The sequence below is a fragment of the Paenibacillus konkukensis genome, assembly GCF_023523925.1.
Taxonomy (GTDB): domain Bacteria; phylum Bacillota; class Bacilli; order Paenibacillales; family NBRC-103111; genus Paenibacillus_S; species Paenibacillus_S doosanensis.
In genome coordinates this window covers 2,288,068-2,304,047 of sequence record NZ_CP027059.1, presented here as the reverse complement: position 1 = coordinate 2,304,047, position 15,980 = coordinate 2,288,068, and the positions used below count along the sequence as shown (strand labels likewise).

General features: G+C 53.0%; 16 protein-coding genes and 1 other RNA gene. 10 read left to right on the top strand and 7 right to left on the bottom strand.

The genetic code is table 11. From position 1 onward, the window contains the following. Window positions 1-38 precede the first annotated feature (38 nt). The gene (locus SK3146_RS09840) at window positions 39-131 is read right to left on the bottom strand and encodes a YjcZ family sporulation protein (protein WP_249864906.1); all 93 of its coding nucleotides are present in this window, start codon (window positions 129-131) and stop codon (window positions 39-41) included. Window positions 132-291: 160 nt separating this feature from the next. Here SK3146_RS09840 and SK3146_RS09835 point away from each other — a divergent pair, with 160 nt between their 5' ends. After that, on the top strand, window positions 292-1,173 hold the full coding sequence (locus tag SK3146_RS09835; RefSeq protein WP_249864905.1) for a YesL family protein: 882 nt from the start codon (window positions 292-294) through the stop codon (window positions 1,171-1,173). A 76-nt stretch (window positions 1,174-1,249) separates the two neighbouring features. Beyond that, window positions 1,250-1,430: non-coding RNA, 6S RNA (gene ssrS / locus SK3146_RS09830), on the top strand. Window positions 1,431-1,802: 372 nt separating this feature from the next. On the opposite strand, the gene xylB is transcribed toward ssrS, so the two are convergent. Then, entirely contained in the window at window positions 1,803-3,332 is a 1,530-nt protein-coding gene (xylB, locus tag SK3146_RS09825) for a xylulokinase (protein WP_249864904.1), read from the bottom strand. Between the two features lie 196 nt (window positions 3,333-3,528). On the opposite strand from xylB, the gene SK3146_RS09820 reads away from it, so the two are divergent. The 3 genes from SK3146_RS09820 to SK3146_RS09810 all read left to right on the top strand — a co-directional run bounded on the left by SK3146_RS09820 (window position 3,529) and on the right by SK3146_RS09810 (window position 6,187). Next, window positions 3,529-4,659, top strand: coding sequence for an ROK family transcriptional regulator (locus SK3146_RS09820; RefSeq protein WP_249864903.1), 1,131 nt, complete (start codon window positions 3,529-3,531; stop codon window positions 4,657-4,659). Between the two features lie 74 nt (window positions 4,660-4,733). Further along, on the top strand, window positions 4,734-5,666 hold the full coding sequence (locus tag SK3146_RS09815; RefSeq protein ID WP_249864902.1) for a 1-phosphofructokinase family hexose kinase: 933 nt from the start codon (window positions 4,734-4,736) through the stop codon (window positions 5,664-5,666). A 131-nt stretch (window positions 5,667-5,797) separates the two neighbouring features. After that, window positions 5,798-6,187, top strand: a complete 390-nt coding sequence (locus SK3146_RS09810; RefSeq protein ID WP_249864901.1) for a DUF1499 domain-containing protein — start codon at window positions 5,798-5,800, stop codon at window positions 6,185-6,187. A gap of 334 nt (window positions 6,188-6,521) precedes the next feature. On the opposite strand, the gene tpx is transcribed toward SK3146_RS09810, so the two are convergent. Next, window positions 6,522-7,040, bottom strand: a complete 519-nt coding sequence (gene tpx, locus SK3146_RS09805) for a thiol peroxidase (RefSeq protein ID WP_249864900.1) — start codon at window positions 7,038-7,040, stop codon at window positions 6,522-6,524. A 103-nt stretch (window positions 7,041-7,143) separates the two neighbouring features. Between tpx and SK3146_RS09800 the strand changes: the two genes are divergently transcribed. Then, window positions 7,144-8,037, top strand: a complete 894-nt coding sequence (locus SK3146_RS09800; protein ID WP_249864899.1) for a glutamate biosynthesis transcriptional regulator GltC — start codon at window positions 7,144-7,146, stop codon at window positions 8,035-8,037. A gap of 275 nt (window positions 8,038-8,312) precedes the next feature. Here the strand turns inward: SK3146_RS09800 and SK3146_RS09795 are convergent, their stop codons facing one another. Both SK3146_RS09795 and SK3146_RS09790 read right to left on the bottom strand, forming a co-directional pair. Next, window positions 8,313-8,999, bottom strand: coding sequence for a zinc metallopeptidase (locus SK3146_RS09795; protein WP_249864898.1), 687 nt, complete (start codon window positions 8,997-8,999; stop codon window positions 8,313-8,315). Between the two features lie 21 nt (window positions 9,000-9,020). After that, window positions 9,021-9,452 carry a MerR family transcriptional regulator gene (locus tag SK3146_RS09790; protein ID WP_249864897.1) on the bottom strand — a complete coding sequence of 144 codons (432 nt, stop codon included), beginning with the start codon at window positions 9,450-9,452 and terminating at the stop codon, window positions 9,021-9,023. Window positions 9,453-9,937: 485 nt separating this feature from the next. Between SK3146_RS09790 and SK3146_RS09785 the strand changes: the two genes are divergently transcribed. From SK3146_RS09785 to SK3146_RS09775, 3 genes are all read left to right on the top strand, one after another. Further along, the gene (locus tag SK3146_RS09785; RefSeq protein WP_249864896.1) at window positions 9,938-11,344 is read left to right on the top strand and encodes an ammonium transporter; all 1,407 of its coding nucleotides are present in this window, start codon (window positions 9,938-9,940) and stop codon (window positions 11,342-11,344) included. Window positions 11,345-11,477: 133 nt separating this feature from the next. Further along, complete coding sequence (locus SK3146_RS09780; protein WP_249864895.1) at window positions 11,478-12,542, top strand: DUF294 nucleotidyltransferase-like domain-containing protein; 1,065 nt, start codon at window positions 11,478-11,480, stop codon at window positions 12,540-12,542. 11 nt (window positions 12,543-12,553) lie between these two features. Continuing rightward, the gene (locus SK3146_RS09775) at window positions 12,554-13,291 is read left to right on the top strand and encodes an exonuclease domain-containing protein (protein WP_249864894.1); all 738 of its coding nucleotides are present in this window, start codon (window positions 12,554-12,556) and stop codon (window positions 13,289-13,291) included. 69 nt (window positions 13,292-13,360) lie between these two features. Here SK3146_RS09775 and SK3146_RS09770 read toward each other — a convergent pair whose 3' ends face one another. Both SK3146_RS09770 and SK3146_RS09765 read right to left on the bottom strand, forming a co-directional pair. After that, complete coding sequence (locus SK3146_RS09770) at window positions 13,361-13,837, bottom strand: M67 family metallopeptidase (RefSeq protein ID WP_249864893.1); 477 nt, start codon at window positions 13,835-13,837, stop codon at window positions 13,361-13,363. A 62-nt stretch (window positions 13,838-13,899) separates the two neighbouring features. After that, window positions 13,900-15,207 carry an MFS transporter gene (locus SK3146_RS09765; RefSeq protein ID WP_249864892.1) on the bottom strand — a complete coding sequence of 436 codons (1,308 nt, stop codon included), beginning with the start codon at window positions 15,205-15,207 and terminating at the stop codon, window positions 13,900-13,902. A gap of 173 nt (window positions 15,208-15,380) precedes the next feature. On the opposite strand from SK3146_RS09765, the gene SK3146_RS09760 reads away from it, so the two are divergent. Continuing rightward, a complete protein-coding gene (locus SK3146_RS09760) occupies window positions 15,381-15,929 on the top strand; it encodes a TlpA family protein disulfide reductase (protein WP_249864891.1) in 549 nt (182 codons plus the stop codon). Window positions 15,930-15,980 lie beyond the last annotated feature (51 nt).

Sequence of the window (15,980 nt, the reverse complement as noted above, 5' to 3'; positions counted from 1 at the left end):
GAACAGGAAAATAATGTGACGGCCGGCCGCGGCCTATATTAATAGAGACAGCCTTGAAGTACAATGACGAGCAGGATGAACAGGACGAGAATCGTTCCGGTGGAAGTCCAGAAGTTAGCTCCGCAAGACATGGCTGCTTACCTCCTTTACTTGTAACGTTTCCGGGTGATACTATAACATATGTCTAGAGGCTAATTGCGCATAGACACCTACCTAGTTGGTTAAAAATAGGCTATAATAGAAGGAAGAGCATAATTTTGCAAGCATGCAGAAGTTTAAGGAGGGTTTTTATTGGAATTTAGAGGGATCATGGGGGGCTTTTACCGCATCTCGGAATGGATTATGCGATTATCCGTCATAAATGTGTTATGGGTGATATGCGCATTGCCGTTTTTCATTCTTGCTCTGTTCGGCTTGATGTCACTGCAAGTGGACGATACGCTGAACCAGTTTTATTCGATGCTGTGGCTGTGCGGTATCGTCTCGCCGTTCACCTTGTTCCCGTCGACGGCGGCTATGTTCTCCGTGGCGCGCAAATGGCTTACGGGCGAAGAGGATGTGTCGTTGTTCAAAACGTTTTTCCGCGGATATAAGGACAATTTCAAGCAAGCTATGCTGGGCGGTTTGATTTACTTGGTATTCGGTATCATTATCGCGGCGAATTTTTATTACTATAACGGAAAAACGGGCGGCTTAGGCGTTCTCAGATATTTGGTGTTGACGCTTACAGTGCTGCTCAGCGTTTCACTCTTTCATTTCTTTTCCATATTATCCCACTTACACATGAAGCTGCTGCAAATTATTAAAAATGCCGTGCTTATTTCGATCGGACATCCTGTGCGTTCCGTTTCGATGATTGTGCTGAACGGGGTTGTCATTTACTTCAGCCTAACGAAGTTTACTTTTCTGATTCCTTTCTTTATGGGAAGCATTATCGCGGTCATTTCGTTCTGGCATTTCAATACGATTTTCGGCCGTTTGCAGGCGAAGCAGCAGGAGCTGGCCGAGAAGGAAGCGGAAGCGTCGGAGGAGCAGCAAACGGAAGCGGAGGAAACCGCTCAGGACGATGTCCGTTCTTTGCAAGAAGGACGAGCCCCCGGGGAAGACATTTCCGAACGTGACCGGATGAATCAACGGGACGAAGAAGGGAATACTAACCCAAGCAAGCAATAATTGAATTCGGTGGGAAGATGTTCTGCAAAAGCGAGGTTTACTTTCTGTGCAGAAGATCATATAATGAGTGTACAACAAAATCCTGCGATGTACGTTTCGGTTTTAAGTTGTTTTGAACCAATGACTGTTTCTTGGGAGACCTACATTGAATCGCGGCTGACCTGCCCTCGAAAAGGGACTTCAAAAACGATTCTGCGGACACCCACCTGCGAGAGCGGGTTTGAAACACTAAATCGGACGGCATTTGCGGGTTTTTTGTATTTAACGAAGTTAACTGCACAGTAGAGCCTGTTTGGGAATATTCTTCCTGACAGGCTTTTTTTTGTTGATTAGGAAATGATGCGCAGCCATATCCTGTGGATATCCGGGTGCTCCCCGAAAGGAATGTCTACCCATAGAACGATCCCAGAGGAAGGGTTAGACGCCGATCCAGCTTAGGCTGAATGCGGACGGAATAAGCTTCTGAGCATCACGTCACTACCCTGGAAATTACTCTTGGTACCCCATTTCCATTGTCTGTGGTGCCGCGTAGCGGCATGGATGGCTTTTGGGGGATTTGTTCTCTAGACAAAGAAGCCCCTGAAAGAAGCGGATTTCGCTTCTCAGGGGCTCTTCGTACGGGCATTAGGTTAGGAGGAAGCGAGGTCGGTTAATTGGTGCAGCGTCGACTTCAAGGTAGGGTACAAAGAGCGGTATATGCTGTAGTAGCGCTCGTACTCGCGCCGGCTTTCCGGATTCGGCTCCACCCGGTCGACTACCTGAATCCAGCGATTGCAGAGCCCGCTGATGTCCTCATCCAGCACGCCGGAGGCGGCCATAACGGCGGCGCCGTAGGCAGGGCCGTCCGTCGAATTGACGGTTACGACGGGATAACCGAAAATGTCGGCGATCATTTGCCGCCAGAATAGGCTGCGCGCTCCGCCTCCATTGACGCGAAGCTCGTTGATCTCGATGCCGGAGGCTTTGACCAGCTCCAGCGAGTCGCGCAGTCCGAAGGTGATCCCTTCGAGCACGGCCCGCGTCAAATGCGCCTTTGTATGGCGCAGGTTCAGGCCGATGAAACCGCCGCGCGCCTTCGGATCGGGATGAGGGGTGCGTTCGCCGGTCAAATACGGCATGAACAGCAGCCCTTCGCTGCCTAGAGGAGCGGTTTGCGCCAGCTCGGTGAGGTACTCGTACGCGTCGCGGCCTTCCTTGCGGGCGAGCTCCAGCTCTTCGTGAGCGAAGTGGTTTCTCCACCACTGGAACGAGCCTCCGGCCGCCAGCATGACGCCCATCCGGTGCCACTTGCCGGGCACCCCGTGGCAGAAGGAGTGCAGTCTGCACTCCGCGTCCGCTTGATACGTGTCGTCGTGAACGAAGACGACACCGGAAGTGCCCAGGGCCACGGAGGCGATGCCCTGCTGCACGACCCCGACGCCGACCGCGCCGCAGGCTTGGTCGCCGCCTCCGGCAACGACTGGCGTGCCCGGCGCCAGTCCGGTCAGCTCCGCCGCCGCCGGGAGCAGATGCCCGGCCACGGCGTTGCTCTCGTAGAGCGGCGGCAGCCATTCCATCGGAATGCCGAGCCGCTCTGCGACCTCGGGCGACCAGCGGCGGTTCGCCACATCCAGCAGCAGCGTGCCGCTCGCATCGGCCATATCCATGCCGAACTCGCCCGTAAGCTGCAGGCGGACATAATCCTTCGGCAGCATCAGATGAGCGGTCCGCGCGTAATGCTCCGGCTCGTGGTTGCGCAGCCAAATCACCTTAGGCGCGGTGAAACCGGTCAGCGCCTTGTTGCCCGTTAGCCGGCCGAGCTCTTCGGCACCGACGGTCTCCTCGATCCATTCGCATTCGGCGGCCGTGCGCTGGTCGCACCACAGCAGGGCGGGCCGAACGACCCGCCTCTGCCGATCGAGGAAGACGGAGCCGTGCATTTGCCCGGACAAGCCGATACCGGCAACTTCGCTTCCCTGAACGCCGCTTTTCTCCAGCAGGCGGCGGATGCATTCCGCGGTCCCCGTCCACCAGTCCTCCGGATGCTGCTCGGCCCATCCCGGCTGCGGCTGCAGCAGCGGATATTCCGTGCTGTGGCTGGCTTTCACTTGTCCTTGGCCGCTGACGAGAATACATTTGACGGCGGAAGTTCCCAAATCAATCCCCAGAAAATAATTCATTATTTTTCACCTCAAACGATAATGGATAACTTTGTTTATTTGATGAACAAATGCATGATATAATATATTCGGAAGCAGTTTCAAAAATCCTGCTGACTTTTGACTTGATGTTATATAAAATAAATGTGCCTCATAGTAGAGAAAACGGATGGTGGATACAGTGAAACGAGGGACGATGTCCGGCGACAGCTCCTTATTGAAGTCTATTAACAAATCGACGCTGCTCGGTTTAGTTAAGCTTCATGCCCCGATTTCCAGGGCGGAGCTCGCCAAGCGAACCAAGCTAACCCGTGCCACGGTGTCTGCGCTGGTAGAAGAATTAATTGCCGAGCATTGGATTATGGAAACCGGCATCGGAGCTTCCAGCGGCGGCCGCAAGCCGATGATGCTGGAGATGAATCACGAGGCCGGCCATATTATAGGGGTCGACCTGCGGTCGACGAATATGCTGTTTATCGTTACCGATAGGGGAGGCCGTATTGTCCGCAAGGCGTTATACCCGTACGAGCAAGCGGCGGACGCAGAGCGCGTGCTGCTGCAGCTGATACGGCTATTAAAGCGGGAACGGCAGGCGCTTCCTGCAAGCCCGCTTGGGCTGGTCGGCGTAGGCATCGGCATTCATGGCTTTGTGGAATACCCTTCGAGCCGCATTTTATTCGTGCCGCAGACCGGGTGGAAGAAACTGGATTGGAAAGAGGCGCTGGAAGGAGAGCTCGGGCTTCCCGTCATCATAGACAATGAAGCGAATCTGGCCGCTCTGGGCGAGCTGGAATACGGCGCGGCGGCCGATTGCTCGGACATGCTGTACTTAAGCGTGGGGGCGGGCATCGGAGCCGGGCTCGTGCTGCACGGAGAGTTGTTTCGCGGCTATAACGGGTATGCAGGCGAGGTCGGCCATACGACGATGGAGCTGAACGGCCGCCCTTGTTCTTGCGGCAATCTCGGTTGTTGGGAAATGTACGCGTCCGAGAAGGCGATTGCCGGTGCGCTCGGCTTGGAGTATACGCCCGATTTCACCGCTGTGCTGCTGAAGCTGCTGCAGGCCGGCGAAGCCGAGGCTACAGCCGCCGTCGGCAAGGCGGGGCTGCGCCTGGGGGTCGGGATCGGCAACATGATGCATACGCTGAATCCGCAAATGATCGTCATCGGCAATGCCATGGGGCAATACGCGCCGTGGATCAACGAGAGTATCCATGAATCGCTTGCGTCGCGATTTTCCTATATAAGCTCGTTTAACGTTCAGGTGACCTATTCCCGCCTGGGGGAAGACTGCTGCGCTCTTGGAGCGGTCTCCGCGGTTATCCGCGATAAAATGCGTCTGCAGTAGAAGACGGAGCCTTATGGCCGCAGCGCAAAGGGCATTTCGGTGTATATTGGCAGGACGGCAAGGAGGAAGCGACCATGATTATGACGGTGACGCTCAATGCAGCCATCGATAAAACGTATATCGTCCCCAAGTTTCCCATTGGCGAGGCGACCCGCGCGGGCAGGCCGCTGGTTCATCCGGGAGGCAAAGGGATCAACGTGGCCCGGGTTGTCCGGCAATTCGGTATGCCGAGTCTGGCTACAGGATTTGTAGGCGGGAAAAACGGCGAAGCGATTACGGACATGCTGTCCGGATTGGACGTAGGGCATGACTTCGTCCGTGTCGCGGGAGGCGAATCCCGTCTGTGCCTGACGATCATTGACGAGGCTTCGGGGCGGGCGACGGAGCTGTTGGAGCCGGGCCCTCCGGTCACCGCGCGGGAATTATCCGAATTAAAGAGGAAGGTAGAACTGGGAGCCCGCCGATCCAAGGTCGCCGTGTTTTCCGGGAGCATACCGGAAGGAATCCCTTCTTCCGTGTACCGCGAGCTCATTGCCGCAGCTCAAGCCGCAGGCTGCTTGACGATATTGGATACGAGCGGAGATGGCCTTGTTCAAGGGATCGCCGCGAAGCCGTTTTTGATCAAGCCCAACGAACACGAAGTCGCCCGGCTTCTCGGGAAGCCTCTGGAACGGGAGGAGGAGCTCTACCCTCTGTTCGGCCGGCTGCTCGCTCAAGGGATTGCCTGCGCCGTCGTTTCATTGGGAGCGCAAGGCTGTATCGCCGCCCATAACGGGACGCTTTACAAGGTGCCAGCGCCCCGTATAAGGGCGGTTAATACGGTCGGATGCGGAGATTCGTTCGTCGGCGCTTTGGCCGTACAATTGGCTTCCGGAGCTTCTATGGAGCGCGCTCTTATCCAGGCGGCAGCCGCCGGTGCGGCCGATGCGCTGACCTTTGAAGCCGGCTTTGTCCGAGTGGAAGATGTAAAACGATTGGCCCAGGAAATATCTGTAATGCGGCTGTAACATTTCTTCATATACATATCATAAAGATGTCAAAAATGTGAAATAACACTTTCTCAATTAGGCAAACAATGTTATGATTAAAGATAGTGTAAACCGGATTTTGTATTGTACTTCATTGAGGAGGGAAAGCTTTGTTAAAGCGCACCTTAATCGGCCTTGTTCGCAGCCATGAAACCACTGGTGAGAAAGCAAAAGATCCGGCGTTGAAAACCCGATATTATAAAATGTCGATGGATCAGGTTTGGGAAGAAGTAACCAACATGTTCAAGAAAATGAATGGGTACAAGCTGCTTCATGAAGTAAGAAATGTGGGAGAAATCGTGGTCGAGAAAAAAACAATTACAGGCCGCACTCAAGATATCACGCTAACTTTGTTTTCGATTAACCCGCTAAAAACAGCTATCGACGTTTATTCCGCATCCAGAGGCTCTTTGGGCGATCTCGGTTCCAATTACCGCACGATCCTTGAAATATACAAGCAGCTGGATAAACGATTGAGTGCTTATAAAGATCTATCTTAAGCGAATAACGGATCATCGTTAGACGTTTATCATGGCAAGAAAAGCGACTGCTTTGGCGGAGGTTGCCAAACCCCTCGTTACAACGGGTAACGGCCAAAAACAGCGGGAGAAGCTTGGCTTCTCCCGCTGTTTTTCGCTGCGTGTGTGTTTTTTTAAGCAACGGGGCCGATCGGGAATTTTCCATGATCAGTTCGTTACGGCAGGTGGTAAGCCCCTTCGGAGATTTTCAGAAAACGGCTAAAGCGTCATTCCCGGCACCAAAAACAAATTCCCCCGCCGATGCCGCTTCGGCGCTGACATGGCAGGGGAATGTTTATGAATGTAATTGGGAAAATTAAACTAATTTTTTAACGGCTTCCACAGCTGCTTCGTAGTTCGGATGTTCAGTCATTTCGCCGAGATATTGCACATATTGTACAGTATCGTTAGCATCGATAACGAAGATGGATCTCATCAGCAATTGAAGTTCTTGGATCAGCACGCCGTAAGCTTGGCCGAACGATTTGCTTTTGTAGTCGGACAGCGTAACGACTTTGTCGATGCCTGCCGCTCCGCACCAGCGGGATTGAGCGAACGGAAGGTCAACGCTGATGGTCAGAACAACTACGTTGTCGCCCAATTTGGCTGCTTCTTCGTTGAAACGGCGAGTTTGAGCGTCGCATACGCCGGTATCGAGGGAAGGTACCACGCTGATCAATTTAATTTTGCCGGCATAGTCGGCCAGTGACGCTTGCTCAAGCAAGTTTTTGTTCACAGTAAAGTCAGGGGCTTTATCTCCAACTTTGACTTCCGGTCCCACCAGAGTGATCGGATTGTTCTTAAAAGTTGCTACTCCCGTACGTTCTTGTGCCATTGTAAATGGGCCTCCTTAAATTTCAATGAGAATGATTGGTATTTCACCAACAATTATTATAAGCTTTTTAAAAGGAACTTGTCCAATCGGAAGGAGAACCGCTGTGGAACTTAGACAGCTGCAATATTTTGTGAAGGTAGCTCGCAAACAACATGTGACTCAAGCGGCCGAGGAGCTTCATGTCGCTCAATCGGCAGTAAGTCGTCAAATACATCAATTGGAGGAGGAGCTCGGCGTATCCTTGTTTGTGCAAAAGGGGCGCAATTTGCAGTTGACTCCGGTCGGCAAGCTGTTCCTGCACCGTGCGGAAGCGGTGTTAACGGAGCTGGAGAGGGCGGTTATTGAAGTGCGCGAATTTCTCGATCCGGAAGCGGGTGAAATTCGCATCGGCTTCCCGCACAGCCTGGGCATTTATTTGCTGCCTACGGTGGTGGCGCATTTTCGCGAGAAACATCCTAACGTCAAATTCCGGCTGCGCCAAGGCACTTATAACAGCTTGATCAGAGACGTCAAAAACGGCGAGATCGATTTGGCGTTTATATCGCCTTTTCCCGATCAACACGAGCACGTCAGCGGCGAGCTGCTGCTTCGGGAGGAGATGTTTGCCATTTTGCCCCAAGGGCATGTGCTTGCCGAGTATCAAAGCATCCGGCTGGAGCAGCTGAGGGACGAATCGTTCGTGATGTTCAGCGAAGAATACTCGCTGCGCAACATCGTGCTGGAGGCCTGTGCGAAGGCCGGCTTCGTGCCGCGAATCGGCTTCGAGGGCGAGGAGACGGATACGATACGCGGCCTGGTAGCCGCCGGCATGGGAGTCAGCCTGCTGCCGGAAATGGCGCTTACGGAGATCAGCCAGCTGCAGCCGGCCAAAGTAAGGGTCACGGACCCGCAAGTGACGCGCAGCGTCGGGCTGATTCATCGCTCCGGCGAGAAGCTTCCGCTGGTCGCCGAAGTGTTCCAGCAATTTTTACTGGAATTTTTCTGCTATAACCAATAGCTTAACAGCTCCTGCCTGTCAATCGGGAAGAACAAATCCCCCAAAAGTGACGTGATGCTCTGAAGCTTATTCCGTCCGCATCCAGCTTCAGCTGGATCGGCGTCTAACCATTCCGCTGGGATCGTTCTATGGTTAGACATTACTTGCGGGGGAGCCCCCGGATATCCACAGGAAGTTGCTGCGCATCATTTCCTAAACAATGACAACAAACGCCGCTTTGCGCAAGCGGCGTTTTGCTTTTTCTATGAACCGCAGGACCTTCTTTCTTGTCCGAATTAGTCGTTGTTGCGGTTGTTGAAAATCATAATATATTTGAGCAGCTCGAGAACGGAGATTAACGCTGCGGCAACATAAGTCAACGCTGCGGCATTCAGCACTTTGGCGACTCCGCGCTCTTCGTCGTTCGTAATGAAGCCTTCGGCGACCATCACATCGCGGGCGCGGTTGCTCGCGTTAAATTCGACCGGCAAAGTAACCAATTGGAACGCGACGGCCGCGGAGAAGAAGATGATCCCGAGACCGAGCAAGAAGCTGAACTGCTGGAAAAACAAACCGGCCAAAATGAGCAGCGGCGCAACGCCCGAAGCGAAATTGACGACCGGAAACATATTGTGGCGCAGCGTCAGCATCGGGTAATGCACCTTATGCTGGATGGCATGGCCTACTTCGTGGCACGCCACGGAGACCGCGGCGATCGAATTCTCGTAATATACCGGCTCGGATAAGCGCACTACCCGGTGGATCGGGTCGTAATGGTCCGTCAGGCTGCCGGGGACCGGCTCGATAGGCACGTCATGCAAGCCGTTGGCGTCCAGCATGCGGCGGGCCGCTTCATACCCCGTCATTCCGGAATAGGTAGGTACTTCCGCCCATTTGTTGAAGGTACCTTTCACACGGAATTGAGCCCATAAAGAAAGCGCAAAAGCAATGATGATTAAAAAATCCATCGGGTGAAAAAACATGGCAGCAGACCTCCTTATATATTAGGAAAAGGGGCTCTTACCCAACAGCAGCAGCAAGGCTTCAATACAAGCGGCGGTGTGCGGAGTAAGCACTTTATTGAAGTTTTTCAGTTGAGACGGTTTCAGCTTGTCGAGGATCGGACGAATTTCTTGGACTTCTTTCTGCAACTGCTGCAGATGCAATTGAAGTGCTGTGAGCTTATCTGTCACGATCTCATCCTGACTTACCTTTGTCCACAACGTTAAGTTCGCCTTGATTTCCTCGAGGGTATATTTCTCCCTTTTCATACTTTCAATACGTTTGAGCCGGGTTAAGGTTTCATCGCTGTATAATCGATAATTGGTATCGGAACGCTTCTCTGGCTCGATGAGTCCCATCTTCGTATAATAGTCGATCGTTCTGGGGCTGACGTTCGTCAAGCGAGCCATCTCTCCTATTTTATAAAGCTTCATATCCCCATGGTATCCCCTCCCTGAATGAATCATCTATTAGTATGTATGTCTCTAACATACTCTTTAGTATTTATGATAACTGAAATCAAACCGTACAGTCAAACGTTATGCTTTGTCAATGGGAAACGAAAGGGATAAGTTCGACAAACTGTTGACGATGCAAAAAATAAGCTCCGTAAATAGAAGGAAAGAGGGGCGGTAAATTCGAATAAGGGAGGAAACCTGACATATAATTTTCGGGAGGAATACGCGAGATTTAGCCGAACGGCTTGTCTTTATTGTAAGGAAATATAACAAAAATGGCTTTGTTTTTCTGAATTTCCATTTAAAAACCGAATTATGAACATAAAATGTTAGATTATTTTTCGGAATTTATGGGATTTCTTAAAAATATTCTATTGTCAAATTGAAAAATGCTGTATATAATGACATTAAGATTTTCAAAACATGTTATATAAATTAACATTGAAGAGGAAGTGGTCACTATGTTTAAGAAACTGCTTGTAACTACAGCTCTTTTGTCACTGCTCGTTCCTACGATGGCCTTCGCAGCCGATGACAAGACTCCGGCAGAGCTGGCAAATGCAATCGACTCGGTATGGGTTATGTTGGCGGCGATCCTCGTCATATTCATGCAAGCTGGCTTTGCGCTTCTGGAGGCGGGCTCCACTCGTATGAAGAATGCGGGGCACGTTGCCGGCAAGACCATTTTGACCTTCGGTATTTGCGCTATTGCCTTTTGGGCCATCGGGTTCGGTTTTGCGTTCGGCGACGGCAACAGCTTCATAGGCTCGGGCGGATTTTTCCTGGACGGTTCTCAAGAGCAAGCGACGGCTTCCATCAGCTTGTTCGCCGAGTCGCCGATTCCGATCAGCATTTTATTCTTGTTCCAGCTCGCTTTCTGCGGCGTATCCTTGGCTATCGCATGGGGCGGGTTCGCAGAGCGCGGCAAGCTTCCGGTGTACTTTATCTTCGGAATTTTGTTCACGGTGCTTATTTATCCTATCGTCGCTCACTGGGTATGGGGCGGCGGCTGGCTCGGCCAATTGGGAATGCAGGATTTCGCGGGCTCGACCGTGGTTCACTTGCAAGGAGCGACTGCGGCATTGGTAGCTACGATCTTGCTCAAGCCACGTATCGGTAAATACAATAAAGATAAAACGCCGAATTTGATTCCGGGGCATAACCAAGTATTATCGGTTCTCGGCGTGATTATTCTCTGGATCGGCTGGTTCGGCTTTAACGCAGGCTCGACATTGAGCGCGACAGGCGAAGGGTTCTTCGGTTACGTAGCGTTGACGACGAATCTTGCGGCTGCGGCAGGCGCGGTAGCGGCGCTAGTCGTCTCTTGGATGTACTTCGGCAAAGCGGACATTCCAAGCATGCTGAACGGCGTACTGGCGGCACTCGTTGCGATTACGGCGGCTTGCGCCTTCGTAACTCCCCGCGACGCGATCATTATCGGCGCTTTGGCAGGCATTATTACTTTCTTCACGGCGCAATGGTTTGAAAAAGCGGGGATCGACGATCCGGTCTATGCTTTTTCCGTTCACGGCATTGCAGGGATTTGGGGCACGTTGTCGACGGGTATTTTCGCAACGCCCGAGCTGGCCGAGAAAACGGGCGTGGGCAAAGCGGGCTTGCTGTACGGCGGCGGTTTGGAGCAATTGGGCGTGCAAGCGCTCGGCGTATTCGGCGCATTCGTCTTCGTTCTTGTGTTGTCCTTCATCATCCTGAGCTTGATCAAAGCGATGATCGGCCTGCGCGTTACGGAAGAAGAAGAAATTATCGGCTTGGACCTGTCCGAACACGGTACGTACGGCTATCCGGAGCAAATGAAAAAAGCGGCTCAAAGCTCGGGAACAAGTTCCGGGGGCGCACAAACGGTATAAAGTATAAGGAGAAGGGCCGCCTGCCGGCGGTCCGCAACAAGCTTTGGCCAGGCTCGCGCTCAAGCGGGCCTGGCTTTGACGGCGAGCGGAAGATGCTTGAACGGAAAGGAGATGCTTTATGGAACGCCTCCGGATGGAAAAAATCCGTGCCGAAATTCAGACGGCTGCGGATATGGAGCGGCTTCGTCAAATTCGCGACCGGTTGCATAAGGAGTTGGGTCAAAATCTTCTTTTGCTCCATTCTCTTGATTGGAACCGGGAGCTGAATCAGGCGCATGATTGGCTTATCGCCCGGAGCGTACGGCTTGCCGAAGAAGCGCTGCTTATGGAAGGAGCCGGGAAAGCTCCGGGGGCTTATGCGTTTGTTTTGTTCGGCAGCGGAGGCAGGGGAGAGCAGACTCTCTGGAGCGATCAAGACAACGGTTTGATCTACGAAGATGCGGAAGATGAACGGGCGGCCGCGACGGCGGAAGCGTACTTCCGTATATTGGCGGATCGGATCGGCGGATATTTGCAGCTGCTCGGGTACCCGCTATGCGTCGGAGGCGTCATCTGTACGAACGACAAGTGGCGCAAGCCGTGGAGTCATTATCAATCGACGCTCCACGAATGGCTTGTCGACCCGAATTGGGAGCATATCAGGTATTTGCTCATTTTGGCCGATATGCGCGCCGTATACGGAGAGCGCTCGCTCGCCTCCCGGCTTATGGATCAGATGTATGCGTATACGGAGCGGCATCCCGCTATATTGGAGCATATGCTGCACAATACGCTGCATCATAAAATATCGCTGGGCGTGTTCGGTCAATTAATTAGAGAAAGATACGGCGAAGATGCCGGAGGAGTGGATATTAAGTACGGGGCTTATATCCCGATCGTTAACGGAATCCGGCTGCTGGCTATCGAGAAGGGCGTTCGCGCCGAATCGACCGAAGGCCGGATTGCCGGCTTGCTGGAAGGCGGCTTTGTCGAGGAAGAGATCGCTCAGGATTGGCTCGAGGCTCTGGCGATTGCCGTCAAGCTTCGCTCGCTGACGCCGTTTCAGCTTGAGGACGGACATTATACGACGAGAGGAAAGCTGCCGGCCGACCGGCTGACGAAGGAACGGACTGCGGAGCTGAAGCTCTGCCTGCGCATCGGCGGCGATTTGCAGAAATATGTGAGGAAAAGCATCCATAAAGAGATTGAACAAGGTTAGGTGGTGCGGCGATGAAGGACATGAGACCTGCGGGCAGAATGTGGCATCTCTATAAGATGGGCGGGATCACCCCGGCTATCACGTCGATGTTCGATGTGCAAAGCGCGCAGCAGATGGCTTTCATTCGATCCATCATGAAGGAGCAGCGGAAAAATGCGCTATACGAAATTTCTTTGGAGACGGTGGAGCTGGTCGTTTTCGACTTGGAAACTACCGGTTTTTCGCCGTATAACGGAGATGAGATCATTTCGTTCGGAGCCGTTGCCGTTGATGGGGACATCATCAGGAAAGATCAAACTTTTTACAGTTTGGTCAATCCGAAGCGCCCGATTCCCGACCAGGTAGTGAAGTTAACGGGAATTACCGACGATATGGCGGGGAAGGCGGACGATTTAATGGCCGGGCTGAGAGGCTTCCTTGAATTTGCGCGGCAAAAGGTGCTCGTTGCCCACGGTACGGGTCATGACAAACATTTTTTAAACTCCGCTTTGTGGAGAACGTCCAAGGTCAATTTATCGCACCGGATGCTGGACACGATGATGATCGCCAAATGGCTGCACCCAAGGCTGAAGCAGTACGATCTGGACACGCTGCTTAATTGGTACGGAATCGAAATTGCCGGACGCCATCATGCGCTCGAAGACGCCGTAATGACCGCCAAGCTGTGGCAGCATTTGATGCGGGAGTTCCGGGAACGCGGCATTCATACGCTCGGCGATCTGTACGCCCAGCTCAGCCATCATCAATAAACCTTCAGTCTCCAAGGGGACTGAAGGTTTTTTCAGGTGCAGAAGGAGGACGGGGCTGTTCGCGTCCATCTATTGCACCGACGACTCTGCGTCGCCGGCTTGCCCCGAGCCGCCGCGCAGCAGCCGCCATGTCAGCTCGGTATATTTGCGCCCTCCGGCTTCGTAGCGGTAAGCCCTGACGACCGGAGTACAAGGGTCGGCCAACGATACGATCCAGTGGCTGGGAATATCGCTCCAAGGCGTGGCCAAGTCTTCCGGAGAAGGAACGGCCGCAGCCCGCGGGTGGGAGTGCACGATACCTGCCGGAGCGGGCTCCCCCGGGGATGGATACAGAAACGGGATCAGCGCGGCCGGGTCCATTATAAAATGATGCTTCGGACGCTCGGCTATATTGGGGACGGGAACGAAGCGTTCCATATGCAGCGCCCCTTGCGCCTCGGAGCCGAGCAGCAGGCCGCAGGCTTCGCGGGGGCTTTGCTCCGAACAGTATCGAATCAGGCTGCGATACACCGGTTCGGGCAGAATGATCGGTCGGTCCATGTCCATAGAGATTTTTTCCTTATCGCGTCATAGTTTACGATCATTATAGCGCTTCGCAGGTATGCGCCTCAACTGATCTTGCCTTCCGGTTTGATAAGGAAGAACACAAGTCCCAAAGTGACGACGGACAAGGCAGTCACCGAAATAAAAACGATTTGATGGGACATATCCATCATCCAGCTGAACAGAGGCGGGCCGAAGGCTACGCCGAGGAATCGCAGGCTGTTGTAGATCGACGTAATCATGCCGCGTTCTTGCTTTTCCACCGAGCCTGTAATCATCGTATTGAGGCAGGGGAGAAGCAGTCCTGTGCCGATGCTGCTTAGCGTCAGCAAGCCGATGAGCACGTACAAATTTTTTTGCAAAATAAAAATGCAAGCTCCCAGAGAGACGGCCATTAAAGCCATTCCGATATTCATCAGCCAGCGCATCAGCGTACCGTTTTTTTTAATGTTGGCTCCCGTCGTATACGAGGTAACGACCATCCCGAGCAGCGGAATGGCAAGCACCAACCCTTTTGTTACGCCGACGACATGATAAGGGGCTTCCTCCAAAATATCGGACAAATAAAACAGCACGCCGAATAAGATGAACAAAGCGAGCGAACCGGTGAAAAAGGCGGTGATGAGCCAGCGTCCTTTTTGCTTCAGAATGCTGCCGATTTTGTGCAAGTACGGCCCCAGCTTCGGCGCGGGCTGCTCCTTCTTCGGTTCCTTAAGGAAAAATATGACGGCCAGCAGCGACAGCAGGCAAAATACCGGGAAAGCGAAAAACGCCGCATACCATACGACAAGGGCAAGCAAGGAGCCGATGATCGGACTTACGACCTTGCCTGTTCCGTTGGACGCTTCCGTTAATCCGAGCACTTTGCTTTCGGTAGCTCCTTTATACAAATCTCCGGCCAAAGCCATGGCGATCGCGGCCGTTCCCGCAGCCCCAAAGCCTTGAATGGCACGAGCCGCTATGATGATCGGATACGATTTCCAAACGGCGCCGAACCCGGCCAGAACGCCTGCCGCTCCATAAATAATTAAGGAAGGAATCATAATCCCTTTGCGGGAGAAGCGGTCGGACAAGTAGCCGGAGATCGGGATGATCAAGCCCGCCGTTACGGAAAACAGCGTTATAACGAGGCTGCTTTGAAATTTGCTGATCCCGAGCTGCTCCTGCATTTGAGGCAAAATAGGCACGAGCATGGAATTGCCGAGTACAAGAACGAGCGGAACGGAAGCGATGGCGATAAACTCCCATATGCTCCCTTTGGCTCCGCCGGACTCCTTGCCGGAAGCTTTTGATTGGGTCTGTTGTTCGGGCTCTTCGTATTGAATTTCGCTTTCGAAGGTAATGTTCAATTTACGCGATTTTGTTTTTTGCATCTGCAGACAGTCTCCTCTTCAGCTGCTATGGTAAGACTAATTTGCCCACGGCGCACAGGCGTCATTCTTCAATGATCTTCCTTGGATCGGACAACTAAAGAAGCCGTTTTTTGGTTACAATGAATCAGAGAACGGCAAACGATGCTGTATTCAGCTTGAAAAAGGAGACAGCCATGAAGAAACGCAATATGCCCGTCATGCTGATCGCGCTTTGCTTGACGGTACTCGCCGTTTATCAAGCGACGGAAGTGAGCCGCAGTGCCGAAGCGAGCGCCGCGGCAGGCGGCAGACCGCAGGAAATGGTCTATCAAAAGCCGGTGCCGGCCTTTACCTTGAAGGGGCTGGACGGCCAACAATATCGGGTGGGAGGCCCGCGCGAGAAGCCGCTATTGATCAATTTCTGGGCGTCATGGTGCGGGCCCTGCCTTGAGGAAGCTCCCGACTTGAAGCGGGTGTACGATAAGTACGGCGGACAGTTCGATCTGTATTCCGTCAACGTCACGAGAGAGGATCAGCTGGACGATGTCAAGCGGTTCGTCAAGCAGCATGAGCTGGCTTTTCCGATTTTGCTGGACAGCGAAGGAACTACGGCGGAGATGTACCGGATCTTGGTCGTGCCGACCAGCTTCTTGGTCGACAGGCAGGGGAATCTGCGCGAGGTGATTCACGTTCTGCCCCCGGATATGCTGGAGAAGCGAATCCAAGCTTTAATTCAAGGATAATGACAAACGCCCCCTTGCCCGGAATATCGATTCCTGACAAGGGGGCGTTCG